This is a genomic window from Pyrococcus sp. ST04 (assembly GCF_000263735.1).
GTDB lineage: Archaea > Methanobacteriota_B > Thermococci > Thermococcales > Thermococcaceae > Pyrococcus.
This window is the reverse complement of record NC_017946.1, coordinates 788,223-802,147: the sequence shown is the minus strand read 5'-3', so window position 1 is coordinate 802,147 and position 13,925 is coordinate 788,223. Positions and strand designations below refer to the sequence as shown.

15 protein-coding genes, 1 tRNA gene and 1 CRISPR repeat array are annotated in these 13,925 nt (G+C 42.6%); of the genes, 6 read left to right on the top strand and 10 right to left on the bottom strand.

From position 1 onward, the window contains the following. Positions 1-65: 65 nt before the first annotated feature. On the bottom strand, positions 66-323 hold the full coding sequence (gene cas2 / locus PY04_RS04150; protein WP_014733916.1) for a CRISPR-associated endonuclease Cas2: 258 nt from the start codon (positions 321-323) through the stop codon (positions 66-68). Positions 324-815: 492 nt separating this feature from the next. Further along, positions 816-1,849: direct repeats of the CRISPR family, unit length 29 nt; unit sequence GTTCCAATAAGACTATAAGAGAATTGAAA. A 36-nt stretch (positions 1,850-1,885) separates the two neighbouring features. Further along, positions 1,886-1,963 (bottom strand) — tRNA-Tyr (locus PY04_RS04145). A gap of 95 nt (positions 1,964-2,058) precedes the next feature. On the opposite strand from PY04_RS04145, the gene PY04_RS04140 reads away from it, so the two are divergent. Together PY04_RS04140 and PY04_RS04135 are read left to right on the top strand one after the other, a co-directional pair. Continuing rightward, positions 2,059-2,520 carry an HIT family protein gene (locus PY04_RS04140; RefSeq protein WP_014733915.1) on the top strand — a complete coding sequence of 154 codons (462 nt, stop codon included), beginning with the start codon at positions 2,059-2,061 and terminating at the stop codon, positions 2,518-2,520. Beyond that, the gene (locus tag PY04_RS04135; protein ID WP_014733914.1) at positions 2,501-3,490 is read left to right on the top strand and encodes an AI-2E family transporter; all 990 of its coding nucleotides are present in this window, start codon (positions 2,501-2,503) and stop codon (positions 3,488-3,490) included. Before PY04_RS04140 ends, PY04_RS04135 begins: the two co-directional genes overlap by 20 nt. On the opposite strand, the gene PY04_RS04130 is transcribed toward PY04_RS04135, so the two are convergent. Then, complete coding sequence (locus PY04_RS04130; RefSeq protein WP_014733913.1) at positions 3,468-4,007, bottom strand: nicotinamidase; 540 nt, start codon at positions 4,005-4,007, stop codon at positions 3,468-3,470. The two genes, PY04_RS04135 and PY04_RS04130, sit on opposite strands and share 23 nt — an antisense overlap. A gap of 113 nt (positions 4,008-4,120) precedes the next feature. Here PY04_RS04130 and PY04_RS04125 point away from each other — a divergent pair, with 113 nt between their 5' ends. Next, on the top strand, positions 4,121-5,083 hold the full coding sequence (locus PY04_RS04125) for a homoserine dehydrogenase (protein ID WP_014733912.1): 963 nt from the start codon (positions 4,121-4,123) through the stop codon (positions 5,081-5,083). Here PY04_RS04125 and PY04_RS04120 read toward each other — a convergent pair. The 6 genes from PY04_RS04120 to PY04_RS04095 all read right to left on the bottom strand — a co-directional run bounded on the left by PY04_RS04120 (position 5,080) and on the right by PY04_RS04095 (position 10,572). Next, the gene (locus PY04_RS04120) at positions 5,080-5,913 is read right to left on the bottom strand and encodes an NAD(+) kinase (RefSeq protein ID WP_048055977.1); all 834 of its coding nucleotides are present in this window, start codon (positions 5,911-5,913) and stop codon (positions 5,080-5,082) included. The two genes, PY04_RS04125 and PY04_RS04120, sit on opposite strands and share 4 nt — an antisense overlap. A 79-nt stretch (positions 5,914-5,992) precedes the next feature. Continuing rightward, on the bottom strand, positions 5,993-6,610 hold the full coding sequence (locus PY04_RS04115) for a DUF3267 domain-containing protein (protein ID WP_014733910.1): 618 nt from the start codon (positions 6,608-6,610) through the stop codon (positions 5,993-5,995). Beyond that, on the bottom strand, positions 6,611-7,639 hold the full coding sequence (locus PY04_RS04110; RefSeq protein WP_014733909.1) for a polyprenyl synthetase family protein: 1,029 nt from the start codon (positions 7,637-7,639) through the stop codon (positions 6,611-6,613). It abuts the gene before it with no gap. A gap of 155 nt (positions 7,640-7,794) precedes the next feature. Beyond that, entirely contained in the window at positions 7,795-8,763 is a 969-nt protein-coding gene (locus tag PY04_RS04105) for a hypothetical protein (RefSeq protein WP_014733908.1), read from the bottom strand. Positions 8,764-8,805: 42 nt separating this feature from the next. Continuing rightward, entirely contained in the window at positions 8,806-9,054 is a 249-nt protein-coding gene (locus PY04_RS04100) for a hypothetical protein (protein ID WP_148266007.1), read from the bottom strand. Positions 9,055-9,249: 195 nt separating this feature from the next. After that, on the bottom strand, positions 9,250-10,572 hold the full coding sequence (locus tag PY04_RS04095) for an RNase J family beta-CASP ribonuclease (RefSeq protein ID WP_048055975.1): 1,323 nt from the start codon (positions 10,570-10,572) through the stop codon (positions 9,250-9,252). 103 nt (positions 10,573-10,675) lie between these two features. On the opposite strand from PY04_RS04095, the gene PY04_RS04090 reads away from it, so the two are divergent. After that, positions 10,676-11,545, top strand: coding sequence for a cation diffusion facilitator family transporter (locus PY04_RS04090; RefSeq protein ID WP_014733906.1), 870 nt, complete (start codon positions 10,676-10,678; stop codon positions 11,543-11,545). Here PY04_RS04090 and PY04_RS04085 read toward each other — a convergent pair whose 3' ends face one another. Continuing rightward, complete coding sequence (locus PY04_RS04085; protein ID WP_014733905.1) at positions 11,546-12,427, bottom strand: acetamidase/formamidase family protein; 882 nt, start codon at positions 12,425-12,427, stop codon at positions 11,546-11,548. It abuts the gene before it with no gap. A 65-nt stretch (positions 12,428-12,492) separates the two neighbouring features. Between PY04_RS04085 and PY04_RS04080 the strand changes: the two genes are divergently transcribed. Together PY04_RS04080 and PY04_RS04075 are read left to right on the top strand one after the other, a co-directional pair. Beyond that, positions 12,493-13,257, top strand: coding sequence for a ZIP family metal transporter (locus PY04_RS04080; RefSeq protein WP_048055974.1), 765 nt, complete (start codon positions 12,493-12,495; stop codon positions 13,255-13,257). Positions 13,258-13,263: 6 nt separating this feature from the next. Further along, positions 13,264-13,863, top strand: a complete 600-nt coding sequence (locus PY04_RS04075) for a hypothetical protein (RefSeq protein WP_014733903.1) — start codon at positions 13,264-13,266, stop codon at positions 13,861-13,863. The last annotated feature ends 62 nt before the right edge of the window (positions 13,864-13,925 follow it).

Sequence of the window (13,925 nt, the reverse complement as noted above, 5' to 3'; positions counted from 1 at the left end):
GGCCAGAAGTTACAGGTCAAATCAGGGGTGGGGGTGGAATAAGAGGGCGGGATCTCCGCCTTTAACTAAATTATATCTTCTATAGGATTCTTTTCTATCCCGAGAGTTTCCCTGGGAGGCATGGATCTTAATTTGTATATGACAACGGCATCATAATTCTCGTCTATCAGCTTTCTTAGCCCAGCCTTTATCCTTTCATATTCTGCCAAAGTTACCTCCCCCTCAAAAACGCTGTTCTGAACCCAGTTAAGATGTTGCCTCAGGAATTTCTTAACTTTGTTAACCCTCTCAACACCAACATCATAAACAACGACTATGTACATATACAAACACCAAAAAATATTCGAAACAGGATAATATTCCTAATTTTCGGAAACAAACCCTCCAACGATGCTATTCAGATGCATACTCCTAAATCAACATTTTGGAGGCTTTTAGTAATTGGTTGTTATTATATAACTTTATGTGGCTTTTAAGTCATTTTATTGTTACGAAATTTTTTCGAAATCTGAGAAAGAATGAATACATGACTGAAATATCGTGTGTTGAAGAGTAAACTTGTCCTTTTTCCTGGTTTAATAGTTTTCGAGTTTTTCCATTAGAATACAGGCTTCTGAGAGCATTGGAACCAAATCACATGAACTCAATTTCAACAGTTTTTAAGCATCTTTAGGGGCTCATTCTCCTCCCACAGCTTTTTTATTATCGCTTATCGAAGACTCCAAATCCCTCGGAAATAATCCCTCCACCAAAAATCTTATAAAAATTAAGGCAGAAGAACAGTATGAAAACAAAAAACACCAAAAAAGCCTCCTGTTCCAATAAGACTATAAGAGAATTGAAATATTCAGTATGATAATCAGGAGAATAGTACCTGACATAAGGTTCCAATAAGACTATAAGAGAATTGAAATCCGAAAAGTCAAAGCCGTACTTGTCCCTTAGGATCTCGCGTTCCAATAAGACTATAAGAGAATTGAAATGTCGGTGGAGTGTTCGACCCGTATAAGGATGTTTTTGGTTCCAATAAGACTATAAGAGAATTGAAATGGGAATTAAGGATGGGGACATTGTGGAGGTAGATCTTGTTCCAATAAGACTATAAGAGAATTGAAAGCTTGGGGGTTCCCCCGGCCCCCGGGTGGGGCCTCGGCGTTCCAATAAGACTATAAGAGAATTGAAAGTTATTTCAACATCCCCCTGATTTTTAGAGACCCATTCGAGTTCCAATAAGACTATAAGAGAATTGAAAGTTCTTATGTATCTCAACAGGCTTAGAAGGAGCATCAAGTTCCAATAAGACTATAAGAGAATTGAAAGCACACTAATCGAGAACAACCAAGCCCAACGCACCAACGTTCCAATAAGACTAAAAAAGAATTGAAAGTACATTTACGACATAACTCCAGAGGGATTTAAGCTTAGTTCCAATAAGACTAAAAAAGAATTGAAAGAGGGTTGCTGGGGTTCTGTCTCCTTCTATCGGCTTGTAGTTCCAATAAGACTAAAAAGAATTGAAAGGCATGATCCTCTTTGCCCACTTCTCCTCAGCGGCTAGTTCCAATAAGACTAAAAAAGAATTGAAAGAATACTGCATCATAACTGAGTCAATGTCCGAGACGTAAAGTTCCAATAAGACTAAAAAAAGAATTGAAAGGCGAGCTTGTCCGTGTTTATGTCCACTCCGAGTTTTTGTTCCAATAAGACTAAAAAAGAATTGAAAGCGCTCAGGGCCCTCTCGGCCTTCTCGACGGCCCTCATGTTCCAAATAAGACTATAGGAGAATTGAAAGGTATGTTTATGTTCAATATATTCTCATTCATTTGCACATTCTAATAAGACCATAATAGAGAAGGGAAGTGATAGCATGTTAATAGAATTCTGGTGGTCCCGCGGCCCGGATTTGAACCGGGGACCTGCGGATCTACAGTCCGCCGCCACTACCAGGCTAGGCTACCGCGGGACCCTACTGTGAGCCCCAATGTGATTTCAAAAGAGGGTGGTTTATAAACTTTTCGTGTCGGTGGCTTTAAATACAGATAATTTAAACTCAAAATCATGAAATGCCCCTTTTGCGAGCCTAGGAAAGACAGCATAGTATACGAAGGGGAGCTGGTAAGGATACTAATTGACAACTATCCCGCGAGCAGGGGACATCTTCTCGTTGTTCCAAAGAGACACGTTACCTCCCCCTGGAAGCTGAGTGATGAGGAGAAGCTTGAGTTGATGAAAGGTGTTGAGCTTGCAATGAGAATATTGAAAAAGGCCTTCAATCCGGATGGTTTTAATGTTGGAATAAACATAGGAGAAGCCGCAGGCCAAACCGTTAAACATCTTCACGTCCACGTAATCCCTCGCTACTTTGGGGACAGCAACTTTCCAAGGGGAGGAGTTAGGAAGGCTGTCCTTGATATTGAAGATGAAAACCTGTCCAACAGGGAGAGGTGGATCAAAAACAGGCTCAGCAAAGAGGAAGTTGAGAGGCTCAAGGTGGTAGCTGATGAGATTGGATCTGAATAAAATTGTACTCGGAGTCATTGTGATAACAATCGTGTATCTGGCAATACTAACTGTACTACCATTCTTCTCCTCCCTGTTCTTTGCGTTTGTCACAGCATATGCATTAGAGCCAGTCCATAAAAAGCTGAGTAAAAGAGTTGGAACCAAAAATTCAGCCCTGTTTCTTACGCTGGCCGTGATAATTACGGCCTCTGTATTTTCGATGATTTTAATTTATACATTGACCCCTGTTGTTAAACAGGCATACATGTATCTTTCTGACATAGAAAGCTGGATAAAGGGCCTTCCAATTCCTCAAGGTTTACTTGAGGGATCCGTTGAATCCATGATAACCCAAGCAATTGAGAAGGGAAAAGAATACCTGATTAATTTGACTTTTTCTGTACCAAGGTACGTTCTCCAGACGATAGTATATCTTGCGTTTGTCTACTTCTTCTTATTAAAGAGGGATGCTATCGTGGACCTCCTAACTTTTGAAGATGAAAGGCTAATGAAAATCATTGCTCGGGGAAATTTAACACTCCAAGCTTTGATTAGGGCTTGGCTTCTTCTGAATATTGCTAAGGGAGTATTAATGACAGTAGGGTTTCTTATCTTTAGGGTTTCAAATGTACCAACGGCAATTTTGGCCGGGCTATTGACTATCCTTTTCTCTTTCGTTCCCCTCTTCGAAGGCTGGATGATATGGGTAGTCGGGAGCTTCTATCTACTCAGAGAAGGCCACCTGCTTTTGGCCCTCGGGTTGGCTGTTTACGGGTTTACGCTGGTCTCGCCCTTACCTGACTTCACGATAAGACCAAAACTTGTTGCGAGGGAGGCAAACTTCGATGAGACCATCGTGTTAATAGGGATGATAGGGGGAACCTGGGGTCTTGGATTGAAAGGGCTAATAATTGGTCCCATAGTCCTGAACGTTGCCTTGGAAATGCTAAAAGAGTGGAAAAAGATTACAAGTTCTCAACAATCTTAACTCCTTTTTCCTCCATTTCTTTGAGGGCCTTTTCTTCTCCTTCTGGTGTTATCCCCTTAACAGCATCTTTGAGAAGGTAAACCTCAAAGCCGTACTTTAATGCATCGAGTGCAGTGGCTCTAACGCAGTACTCCGTTGCGACACCACAGATGTATACCCTCTTTACCCCCTTCTCTTTTAGTATCTCCGCCAAATTAGTACCTTCAAAGCCAGAATATGCCTCTTTATCCGGATCTGTTGCCTTAGATATTATTATGGCATCTTCCGGCAGGTCTACAACGAACTCAGCTCCCTGTGTATTTTGAACACAGTGCCTTGGCCACGGGCCTCCCCTTTCTTTGAAGCTTATATGATTTTCAGGATGCCAATCCCTTGTAGCAACTATCAGAGCCCCTTTCTCTTTGAATTTCTTTATGTATTCGTTTACTTTCGGAATAATTTTATCCCCATCGGGAACAGGTAGTGCTCCTCCCGGCATGAAATCCCTCTGCATGTCAACAACTATCAGGGCCTCCATGCCGTCTCACCAAATTATAAATGGAGCTCTATGGTTAAAACGGTTAAGCATTTGGCAGTATGACTATGCGGGTAGAATTAACTTTTATTAATTCTGAGGGTGTTCTCCCATGCATGAAGGAGGTCAAAGTTTCCATATTCGGGTTTGGAACGGTAGGGAGAGCACTAGCAGAGATAATTGCAGAGAAAGAGAGGAACTTTGGAATTAGAATAAACGTTGTTTCGGTAACTGACAGAAGCGGGACGGTTTGGGGAGATTTTGACTTACTCGAAGTGAAGGAAGTTAAAGAGAATGCGGGGAGGATCGACGCGGTTGGGGACTATGAGGTGTTTGATTTCTCACCCACCGAACTTATAGAGGAGGTAAAACCAGACATTCTGGTGGATGTGAGTAGCTGGGATGAGGCCTATGAGATGTATGAATTCGCATTAAAAGAAGGAGTGAGCGTTGTAACTAGCAACAAGCCTCCGATAGCAGGAGAATACGGAAAACTTGTGGAGGTTGCACGAGAAGGGAAGGCCGGGCTGTTTTTTGAGTCAACTGTTATGGCTGGAACACCAATAATCGGGCTGCTTCGGGAAAATATGCTCGGGGAGGACATTAGTAGGATAAGGGCTGTAGTGAATGCAAGCACGACGTTCATTCTCACAAGAATGGAGAGTGGAAAGAGTTTTGAGGAAGCGTTTGAAGAGGCTAAAGGGCTTGGTGTCCTTGAGGAGGATCCATCAAAGGACATAGATGGAATCGATGCGTTCTATAAGGCAAAGATCCTTCATTGGGTTTCTTATGGAATTCCGCCGGAAGAAGAGGAGAGAATTGGAATAAGAAACGTAAGGGAGGCCAAAAATGTAAGGTTAGTCGCAGAGGTATCGAGAGGAAGGATAAGCGTAAAGCCAGTAAAGCTGGAAGACGGAAGTCCTCTCCTTGTTTCTGGAGTTTACAACGCAGCAATTATTGAAACGAGCAACCTTGGGGAAATTGTTCTCAGAGGCCCAGGAGGAGGCGGGAAAGTAACTGCGAGCGGTGTTTACAGTGATATAATAAAAGCTGCTTTGGGCTTTCCAAGTCCACGCTAGTGTCTCTCTTTTATCCTCATGGTGTATTTTGGATATATTTCCTTTGTAAAGCGAACAAACTTTGTTTTTCTTGGGCTTTTTTTGACCCTTATCTCAACTTCCGGTGGGAGGTGTTCGTAGTACTGACCGTCTATGGCCAGTATTATTTCCCTTTCGGTAACCAACCTAACGTCTATTGTTGAGTTTCCGGGAACTACCATTGGAACGGAAGTTTTGGGTAGGGGCAAGAGGGGTACTATGACTATGGTATCAAGCCTGGGGTCAACGAACGGTCCGCCGGCGCTCATCGCGTAACCGGTTGAGCCCGTTGGAGTTGATATTACCAAACCATCTGCCCGAACCTCATCAGCCAAGCCACCATCGATGTAGTATCTCATGTGTATTATCTTTCCAGGAATTCCAGTTAGAATCGCTACCTCGTTAAGGGCATCGGGGACGTTGTTCTTGCCATCTATGAACGTCCTGAGCTTTATCCTTTCATCTATATAATAATCTCCCTCAAGAAGCCTGTTAATGGCGAAAAATGTCTCTGGAGGTTCGACTTCAGTGAGAAAACCCAGTGTACCCATATTTATGCTCAATATTGGGATGTCTCTCTTGGTTTTGTGTTCTATCCTCAGAATTGTACCATCGCCACCGATTGCTATTATGAAGTCAACGTCGAACTCCTCAAGGGGGATCACATCTTCTTCTCTAAAGTGAGGAAAGTTTTCATGAGTCTCCCTGTCAACAACTACGTCATATCCACTAACCTTCAAAAAGTCGTAAACCCTGTATGCTAGTTTCAGGGCTTCTTCTTTGTCTCTTCTAGCGACTATACCGAACTTCATAAAAATCGAGTTATATCTAGGGAATGAATTTTTAACTTTAATGTATCAGTTGACCAAACGCACATTAACATTTATTTAGCTAGCTCGTCTCTACGACAATTCTAATTTCCCGAGAGAATATTAAGAGCATAAGGACAAAGGCTAATTTTATTATCATGGATACCCTACGTGAATAGGGTCTGGGAATTTGATGGGTGGAGTACAAGGAAGTCCCGGAGTCCCAAACTAAAGCTTCTCTTGGCATTTTAAGTAGGGAGGTAACAACGAGTAAATCCCCCACAAATCCAGCTGTATTATATATGAAAACTAAGGACCAGAACAGAGAATTATATGCCTTTGCTAGGACTATCGCAACTAGAGAGAGCGCAAGTGGAGCTAACGCGACTTTTAAGTACTTTCTAGCGGGTAATTTTGAGTCAGTGGCAACGTAGGGTGTTAAGATGATTTTGTCAATAACCTTTGTGCCAACCCTAATTTTTCCTCCATATAGGAGTACCACGAGGGCATGCATTCCTTCATGGAGAATTACAACCACAAGTAACGGAAGGACAGAATAATAGAAGGCTTCATAAATGGATTTCACACTTATAACGAGATCTCCAACTATATATGAAATGAGCTTGGCGGAGAGAAGAAAAACCATAAGATACAGGATTACTATATCGTTCATGTAATCCTCGAGGTTAAGCCTTTCCATTCAATATTCCCTCTCAACTATGAACTTTGCCAAGAGTTCCAGATCCTTCCTTGCAGGACTCTCGGGCAGAATTTCCAGGGCTTTGTTAGCCCTCTCTATCATTTCTCTGGCTATTCTAGCTGCATAGTCTATGCTGCCATAATCCTTCAAGAGATCAATGGCTTCTCTAACTTCTGCCTTAACATCCTCTTCAATTATTCCTTGTCCCTTAACATCCCCAGCGTACTTTCCGAATATCTTGAGAAACCTCTTCTTTGCCTCTTCATCAGCATTCTCAAAGAAATGGGCAACTATTAATGTTTTCTTTCCTTTCCGTATATCACTTCCCACAGGCTTTCCAAGCTTTTCCTCGTCAGCTATCAGGTCAAGCACGTCATCCCATATTTGAAATGCTATCCCAACGTTCCTTCCCCATGTGGATAGTGCTGCAATGTACTCCTCATTTTCTGTGCCAACTATCCCTCCGACCTTAGCGGAAGCATCAAATAGGGCTCCTGTCTTTCCACTTATCATTCTCATATACTCATCAATAGTAACGGTATCCCTGTTTTCAAACTCTAAATCCATGGCCTGTCCTTCACAGAGTTCGTTGGATGCCTTAACAATTGTCTCCAGGATCTTGGCTTTTTTCTCAGGAGATATATCTGCCCTAGATATTGCCTCAAAAGCCTTGCTGAATAGCAGGTCTCCAGCTAGTATTGCCATGTTTATTCCCCACAGCTTGTGAACAGTCGGCCTGCCTCTCCTGGTTTCGTCCATATCCATTATGTCATCGTGCACGAGGGAATAGTTATGAATTAACTCCACAGCAACCGCTGGATAAATCGCCTTCTCCCACTCCCCGCCAACGGCTTCAGTAGCCGTTAATACAACAAACGGCCTTACCCTCTTTCCACCAGCTAGGGGGTAGTGCCTCGCCGCATCATAGAGAATTGCTGGTTCTTTTTTCGGTATGAGCTCAAATATCTTTTCATCAACGTGCTTGGCCTTCTCTTTAATTCTAGCAAACAGCTCATCGTACTTTCCCATAGGCATCCCTCCGAGATGAACATAAGTAGCTAAGGAAGAAAAAAGGCCTAACCTTTATGAGCTTTGCCATCAAGTACTCTCCACCCCATGCATACCTCCGAAGCTTTTAAGGAAGAATCACGGAAAATTCCTCAGCAGATTCAATTGTGCGAACTTTAACCGTTTTCTCTTTTGATGTATCTGAAAGTTCCGTTGCAGTATAATCCCTCCCCCTCAAGGAGCCCAAAGTATACACAGCCACCAGGATATATTTCCGCCCACCCGTGGATTACGTTGCACAGGCACCCGGGAGCCCACTTGAACTTTCTCCTGAAGATAACCTGGGAACCATTGAATATAATCACCTCCCCATAGTCAGGACTCCAATCTTCTTGGGGTTTTTCATAGCCAAATACCGTATAATTCCACGCAGAAATCAGGAATACATTCCTTAGCTTGAACATGCTCGGGATGGAGAACTTTTTAACTAATCCTTCACCACCATAAATGTAGAGGTAATTATTAACTCCTTTAGCCGTTGGGAGGGATATTAGACCTTTTATGCTCTGAGGGAGCTCCGCTATGAAAAGGTACTCAGTATTGTTCGATATAAGAACCTTTGGATAGGCAATACCTTTCATATAGAAACTTTCTCTTGTATCGTTTTTTGAGAACTCCCACACATAGGGAAGCTGAACTTCATGTTCCCATAAGACATTTCCTCTATAACTGCAGGCCTTTATCCTTGTAACTTCTACAATTGTCGTGATATTCTTTATGTCTTTCTTGAAAACATGGTCTTCAATCCATACCTTATCGAAAATAACGGTTCTCACTTCGGGAGTCTTTTCAATGAATACAAACCCCCATGGGAAGAAATAGGCTTTGGATACGTTCAGAAAAACCTTAGTGCCATTCTTTGAAATTACGTATCCGTAGGTCGCATTTATGATTGTAATGTTTCCAAACTTCGCTATTGGACTCAACTCAATGTTTTCGCCCGGAAGCTTTTCTAATCTGCATTCATTCTCTGGTTTAGAGGGAACCTCGTAGGATTTAGTATTGCCAACATTTCCTTGCCTTCCAATACATGCAGATGAAAAAACTAGAAAGATCAGAAATAAAACTACAAAAGTTTTCTCCACTCTCCATCACCCCCTCAATTCTCTCCAGTACAACGCCATGAATTAAAGACCATTTAGGCCAGGATGTTCAACTTTAACAATAAATGTTTCATTGCAATCATAAATTTCTTTGAGCTCAACGTATCCTGAAGAGGGTATTTTCGTCAGGTTTATATCTGGCATTGCCTCGGAGTCTTGGCCAAAAACAGCAGCGATTTGTGTTCCACTAACTCCCAATATTAGCAGTCCTGAGAGGACTACATTGAGCTCTTCCACTTTATTAGGACTACCTCCCTCGGATTTTGCGTTCACATATAAAAAACTTATTCTTATAAATTTTTTCATCAATTTTGCGTAATTTTATTTTTTTAAAATAGTTTAATTGTTATTTTCAAGATTTTAGCTTTAACTTAGAAGATAGTAGAGTAAAAGAGTTGTACAAATATGTAACTAATTATATTAACAGATGAAAACGAAAACCAAAGAAAAGAACCTCCATACCTGACTCTACGGAATCTCCACCTTGTAGCCGTTCCTCGACACGAAGACATCCTTTCCAATCATGTACCCCTCCTCCTCTGCCAGCTCTGCATAGTGGGTGAGCATCCTGAATTCCCCATGAGCTGGAACAATATTTTCGGGGTTCAACATTCTGATCAAATACCTATGATCTTCCCTGCTCGCATGACCCGAGACGTGAAGGTTCTTTATCATCCTAACACCTTTCATTTTGAGCTTCGTTTCCAAGGCGTATCTCTGGGCAATGTTTAGGGGATTCGGGATCACGCCGGCCGAGAAAACGACGGTGTCCCTAGAACCTATGTCATAAAGCTCACCGTTCGCCATCCTTGTTAATATTGCCCCTGGCTCTCCTTGGTGACCGGTCACTATTAAAAGGTAATTTTCTCTTGCCTGAGAGACTTCTTTAAGCACTTTGCTTACAGCATTTGGGCTTCTTAGGACTCTTGACCCCTTCATCTTTATGAGTCCAAGCTGCTTTGCTATTCCAGTATACTTAGCCAGAGATCTTCCAATGAAAATGGCCTGCCGACCCATTTTGTTTGCTATCTCTATCAGCTCCTGGAGCCTCGCTATATGGGAAGCGAAGGTCGTCGCTATTAACCCATCCGCCTCCATCCCCTCATACAAAAAGAAGTCTTCAAGGAGCATCTTCGCGACTGCCTCGCTTGGCGTTTTGGTTTCTTCAGCGACCCTCGTTGATTCAGCTATCAAAACCTTAACTCCCTCCCTGCCAAGCTCTTTGAGCCTCTTATAGTCAGGCTTTTCCCCATAAGGATGATTATTGTCGAACTTATAGTCACAGGCATAGACCACAGCCCCTTCAGGTGTGTGGACAACAACTATTGAGGAGTGGGGTATTGAGTGGGTTATCTGGACGAATTCAATCGCGAGATTTTCGCTCACTTGGACTATTTCCCCATAGTTAGTCTCATATAGGGGATTCGTTACCTCAAAGTACTCCTCTCCCTTTATCTCACTCTTGGCTAACCTTATTGTGTATGGAGTCCCATAGATAGGAACGTCTGGATAGTGCGGAGCAAGTTTTCCAATGGCCCCTATGTGGTCAAGATGGCCATGAGAAAGGGCTATTGCAACGACTTTCTTGTCCCTAATTGGCCTGTCATCTGGTATCGCCCCGAGCTTCCTCAGATCCTTTGAACTCATTTTTTGAAACTCAACGTCTTCATGAATTAAGACTCTATCAAGCCTTATCCCCATATCGATTATCACCACTTCCCCATCATACTCAACAGCTGTCATGTTCTTCCCTACTTCCTCGTATCCTCCCAGAGTGTATATCTTTATCATTCCCGTCATCCTCCTGCCCCTTAGCTCCCCCGAGCCCTAATGGGCACGGGGGAAAGCTGATGCTAAGTTGAAGAATTAGCTTAAAAAGGTGTGCATTTAGTGTATGTTGATGCTCGAAAGAAAGATGCTGATTTCAGTCGTATTAAATGTGGGAATAACGATTGCAGAAATTATTGGAGGAATCCTTTCTGGTAGCTTGGCTCTTCTAAGTGATTCTCTTCATAACTTCAGCGATGCCATGGGGATTTTGGCTAGCTATATAGCCCTCAGGATAGGAAAGATGAAGAAAAATGAAAAGTTCACGTTCGGGTATAGGAGGGCTGAAATACTCGTTGCATTTCTAAACTCCACTATTTTAGTTGGGGTTTCGCTTTTTCTCATAGTTGAAGCATACAGAAGATTCTCAAATTTAAAACCCATCAATGCCAGAATAATGCTTCCGGTGGCAACTGTTGGACTTTTTGCAAATTTGATCTCCGTTGCCCTCCTTCATGAACACTCCCACGAAAGCATGAATGTTAGATCAGCTTACCTCCACTTACTCAGCGATACGCTCTCATCGATTGCAGTTGTAGTTGGAGGGCTAATGCTAATGAAATATGGGGTCTTGTGGATAGACCCAGCAATAACAGTAGCCGTATCTCTATACATTCTAAGAGAAGCATATTACATTCTCAAGGAGAGCATCGAAGTTCTCATGGAAGCTTCCCCCAACATAAACCTTGAGAGCATAAAGAAGGAGATAGAAAGCATTCCCGGAGTTAGAAACGCCCACCACTTCCATGTCTGGAGGGTTGGAGAGGATGAAATCCACTTCGAGTGCCACATAGCAACGAGGGATATGATGCTTAGCGAAGCTCAGAAGATAATCGATAAAGTAGAGAAAATACTTAGGAAGCATGGAATTAAGCATGTCACAATTCAGCTTGAGGTGGATAGATGTGAGGAAGAAGGGATCATATGCCCAAAATAGCTAGGGCTGTAGCTGAGGAAGGTACTGCTTGGGCAACCTAATCCTCACGGTTTTCCTTGGGTCAACTAATTGGCTTATCTGAACGTCCATGACCAAACTGGCCAGCATATAGGCCTCATCCCAGGTTATATTGTTAGCCTTTTTGAGCATCTCAACTCCAAGAGAAACCGCTTCCTCTATAGCTTTCTCAAGGTTCTCGTTGGAGACCAATAGGTAGTACGAATCTCTATCTTCAACCACCGGCCATTTAAGCTTATACTCGGCGACATCAACTTTCACCATCACCTTTCCAGCAACTTCACAAGCGGACACACAAACCTCCCCATCCGCCATTACCGCATGTAGATCGCCCAAGGCCAAGTATGCCCCATCTTTGAATACAGGGAAGTAAACTGTCGAACCAATTGTTATCAGGTTTGTATCCATATTTCCACCGTGAGGTCCGGGAGTTCCGGTTGGTGTTTCCTCTTCATATGCAACGCCTATAACGCCGATCATTGGCTTTAATGGTATTCTTAAATTACCAAAGTAAACAAAGTTTCCTTTTATTTCACAGATCCTTGTTTTTGGCTCTTTAACCTTTGAACCAAGAACACCCGCTCCTGGAGCTGTTACAATGACTCCCTTTTTCTCAACCTCTATATCCAGGATCTTAACGACCAATGTTTTTCCCTTCTCAGCGCCTTCAATGTAAACTGGGCCCGTTGCTGGATTAACTCTGGAAAAATCAATTTTCTCAATTGTATCTTCCTCACTCTTTATCTGTCCCCCAAGGGCATCCAGAGTTTCGAAAACTATTATATCACCCGGCTTGGCCCTAGCCACCTCTTTCATATTTGGGCCGAAAGAGTATACATGTTTCTCTCTCGGAACAACTATCATTTCCCCCACCATAGATATTAATCATAAGATAACTTTAATAATAGTTTCATTTGGAAACAAGTTCCATGCTACAAGATCTTAGTGGACTAAGTCTAGCCATTGTTGGAGGATTGTTTGTAGCCTTAATGACATCTTTAGGTTCTCTGCTAGCTGTTTTTGTAAAAAGGGTCCCTTCTTGGGGAATAAACTTCAGCTTAGCGTTTGCTGCTGGAATAATGCTCGTTGCAAGCTTCACGAGTTTGATCCTACCAGGAATAGAGCATGGAGGCTTTGTACAGGTTTCTATTGGGATACTACTCGGGATAATTCTAGTTTACGCCCTTGACAGATATCTCCCTCATGAGCACCTCACTAAGGGATACGAAGGCCCAGCAAGACTAAGAGAAAAGCTGAGAAGAGCATGGTTATTGGCCATAGCTATGATAATTCACAATCTTCCAGAAGGTCTTGCAGTGGGAACATCAATAGCCTTCAGCTCTAAAGATGGTATAATAACTGCACTCGCAATAGGAATACAAGATTTCCCAGAGGGTACAGCAGTCTCTCTACCACTAGCCGCCGTTGAGGGAAAGTTGCTGAGGCCTATAACCCTCGGTATCATAAGTGGGATAGCCGAAATGGTCATGGTGATACTGGGATACTCACTATTCTCTGTATTTTCTGGATTGTTGGGATATGGAATGGGGATAGCTGGAGGCGCCATGCTATACGTTACCATAAAAGAGCTAATCCCAGAAATATACCGTGAGGAAACTGAGGAAACCATAGTGACGTTGGGATTTTTAACGGGCTTTTACGTTATGCTGTTCTTGGACTCAACGCTAGGGTGATGAATTATGTTCAAGTTTGAAAGAAACTTCGAGAGAGCTAAAAAAGAAGCCCTTACAAGTCTTCAAATAGCCCTTAGAAGAGGAGAAGTCGACGAAGATATAATTCCTCTCCTCCAGAAGATAAACTCTATGGAAAACTACTTCACGACTTCCTCATGTTCTGGAAGAATATCTATCATGGAGATGCCAAACTTCGGGGACAAAGTAAATGCAAAATGGCTTGGAAAATGGCACAGAGAAGTTTCCTTCGATGAGGTACTCGAGGCAGTGAAAAAACATAAAGAAGGACAGCTATGGCTACTTGTTAGAAGCCCAATTCTCCATGTCGGTGCAAAGACGCTAGAGGACGCTGTTAAGCTAGTAAATCTAGCAGTCTCATGCGGCTTCAAGTACTCGAATATAAAGAGTATAAGCGATAGGAAGCTTATTGTTGAGATAAGATCGACAGAGAGGCTTGACGTTCTTCTCGGAGAAGATGGTAATCTTCTAGTCCCCGAAGAGTACCTAAGAAAAGTCATTGAGATCGCGAATGCCCAGCTTAGAAGATTTAAAGAAAAGCTTAGAAGACTAGAGGAAGCATTGCCATTACACCAGAAAACCTTATAAGCTAATGAGAGAACTTTGCCCGATGTTAATGAGGGGGGATTTATTTATCCTCGACTCATGCT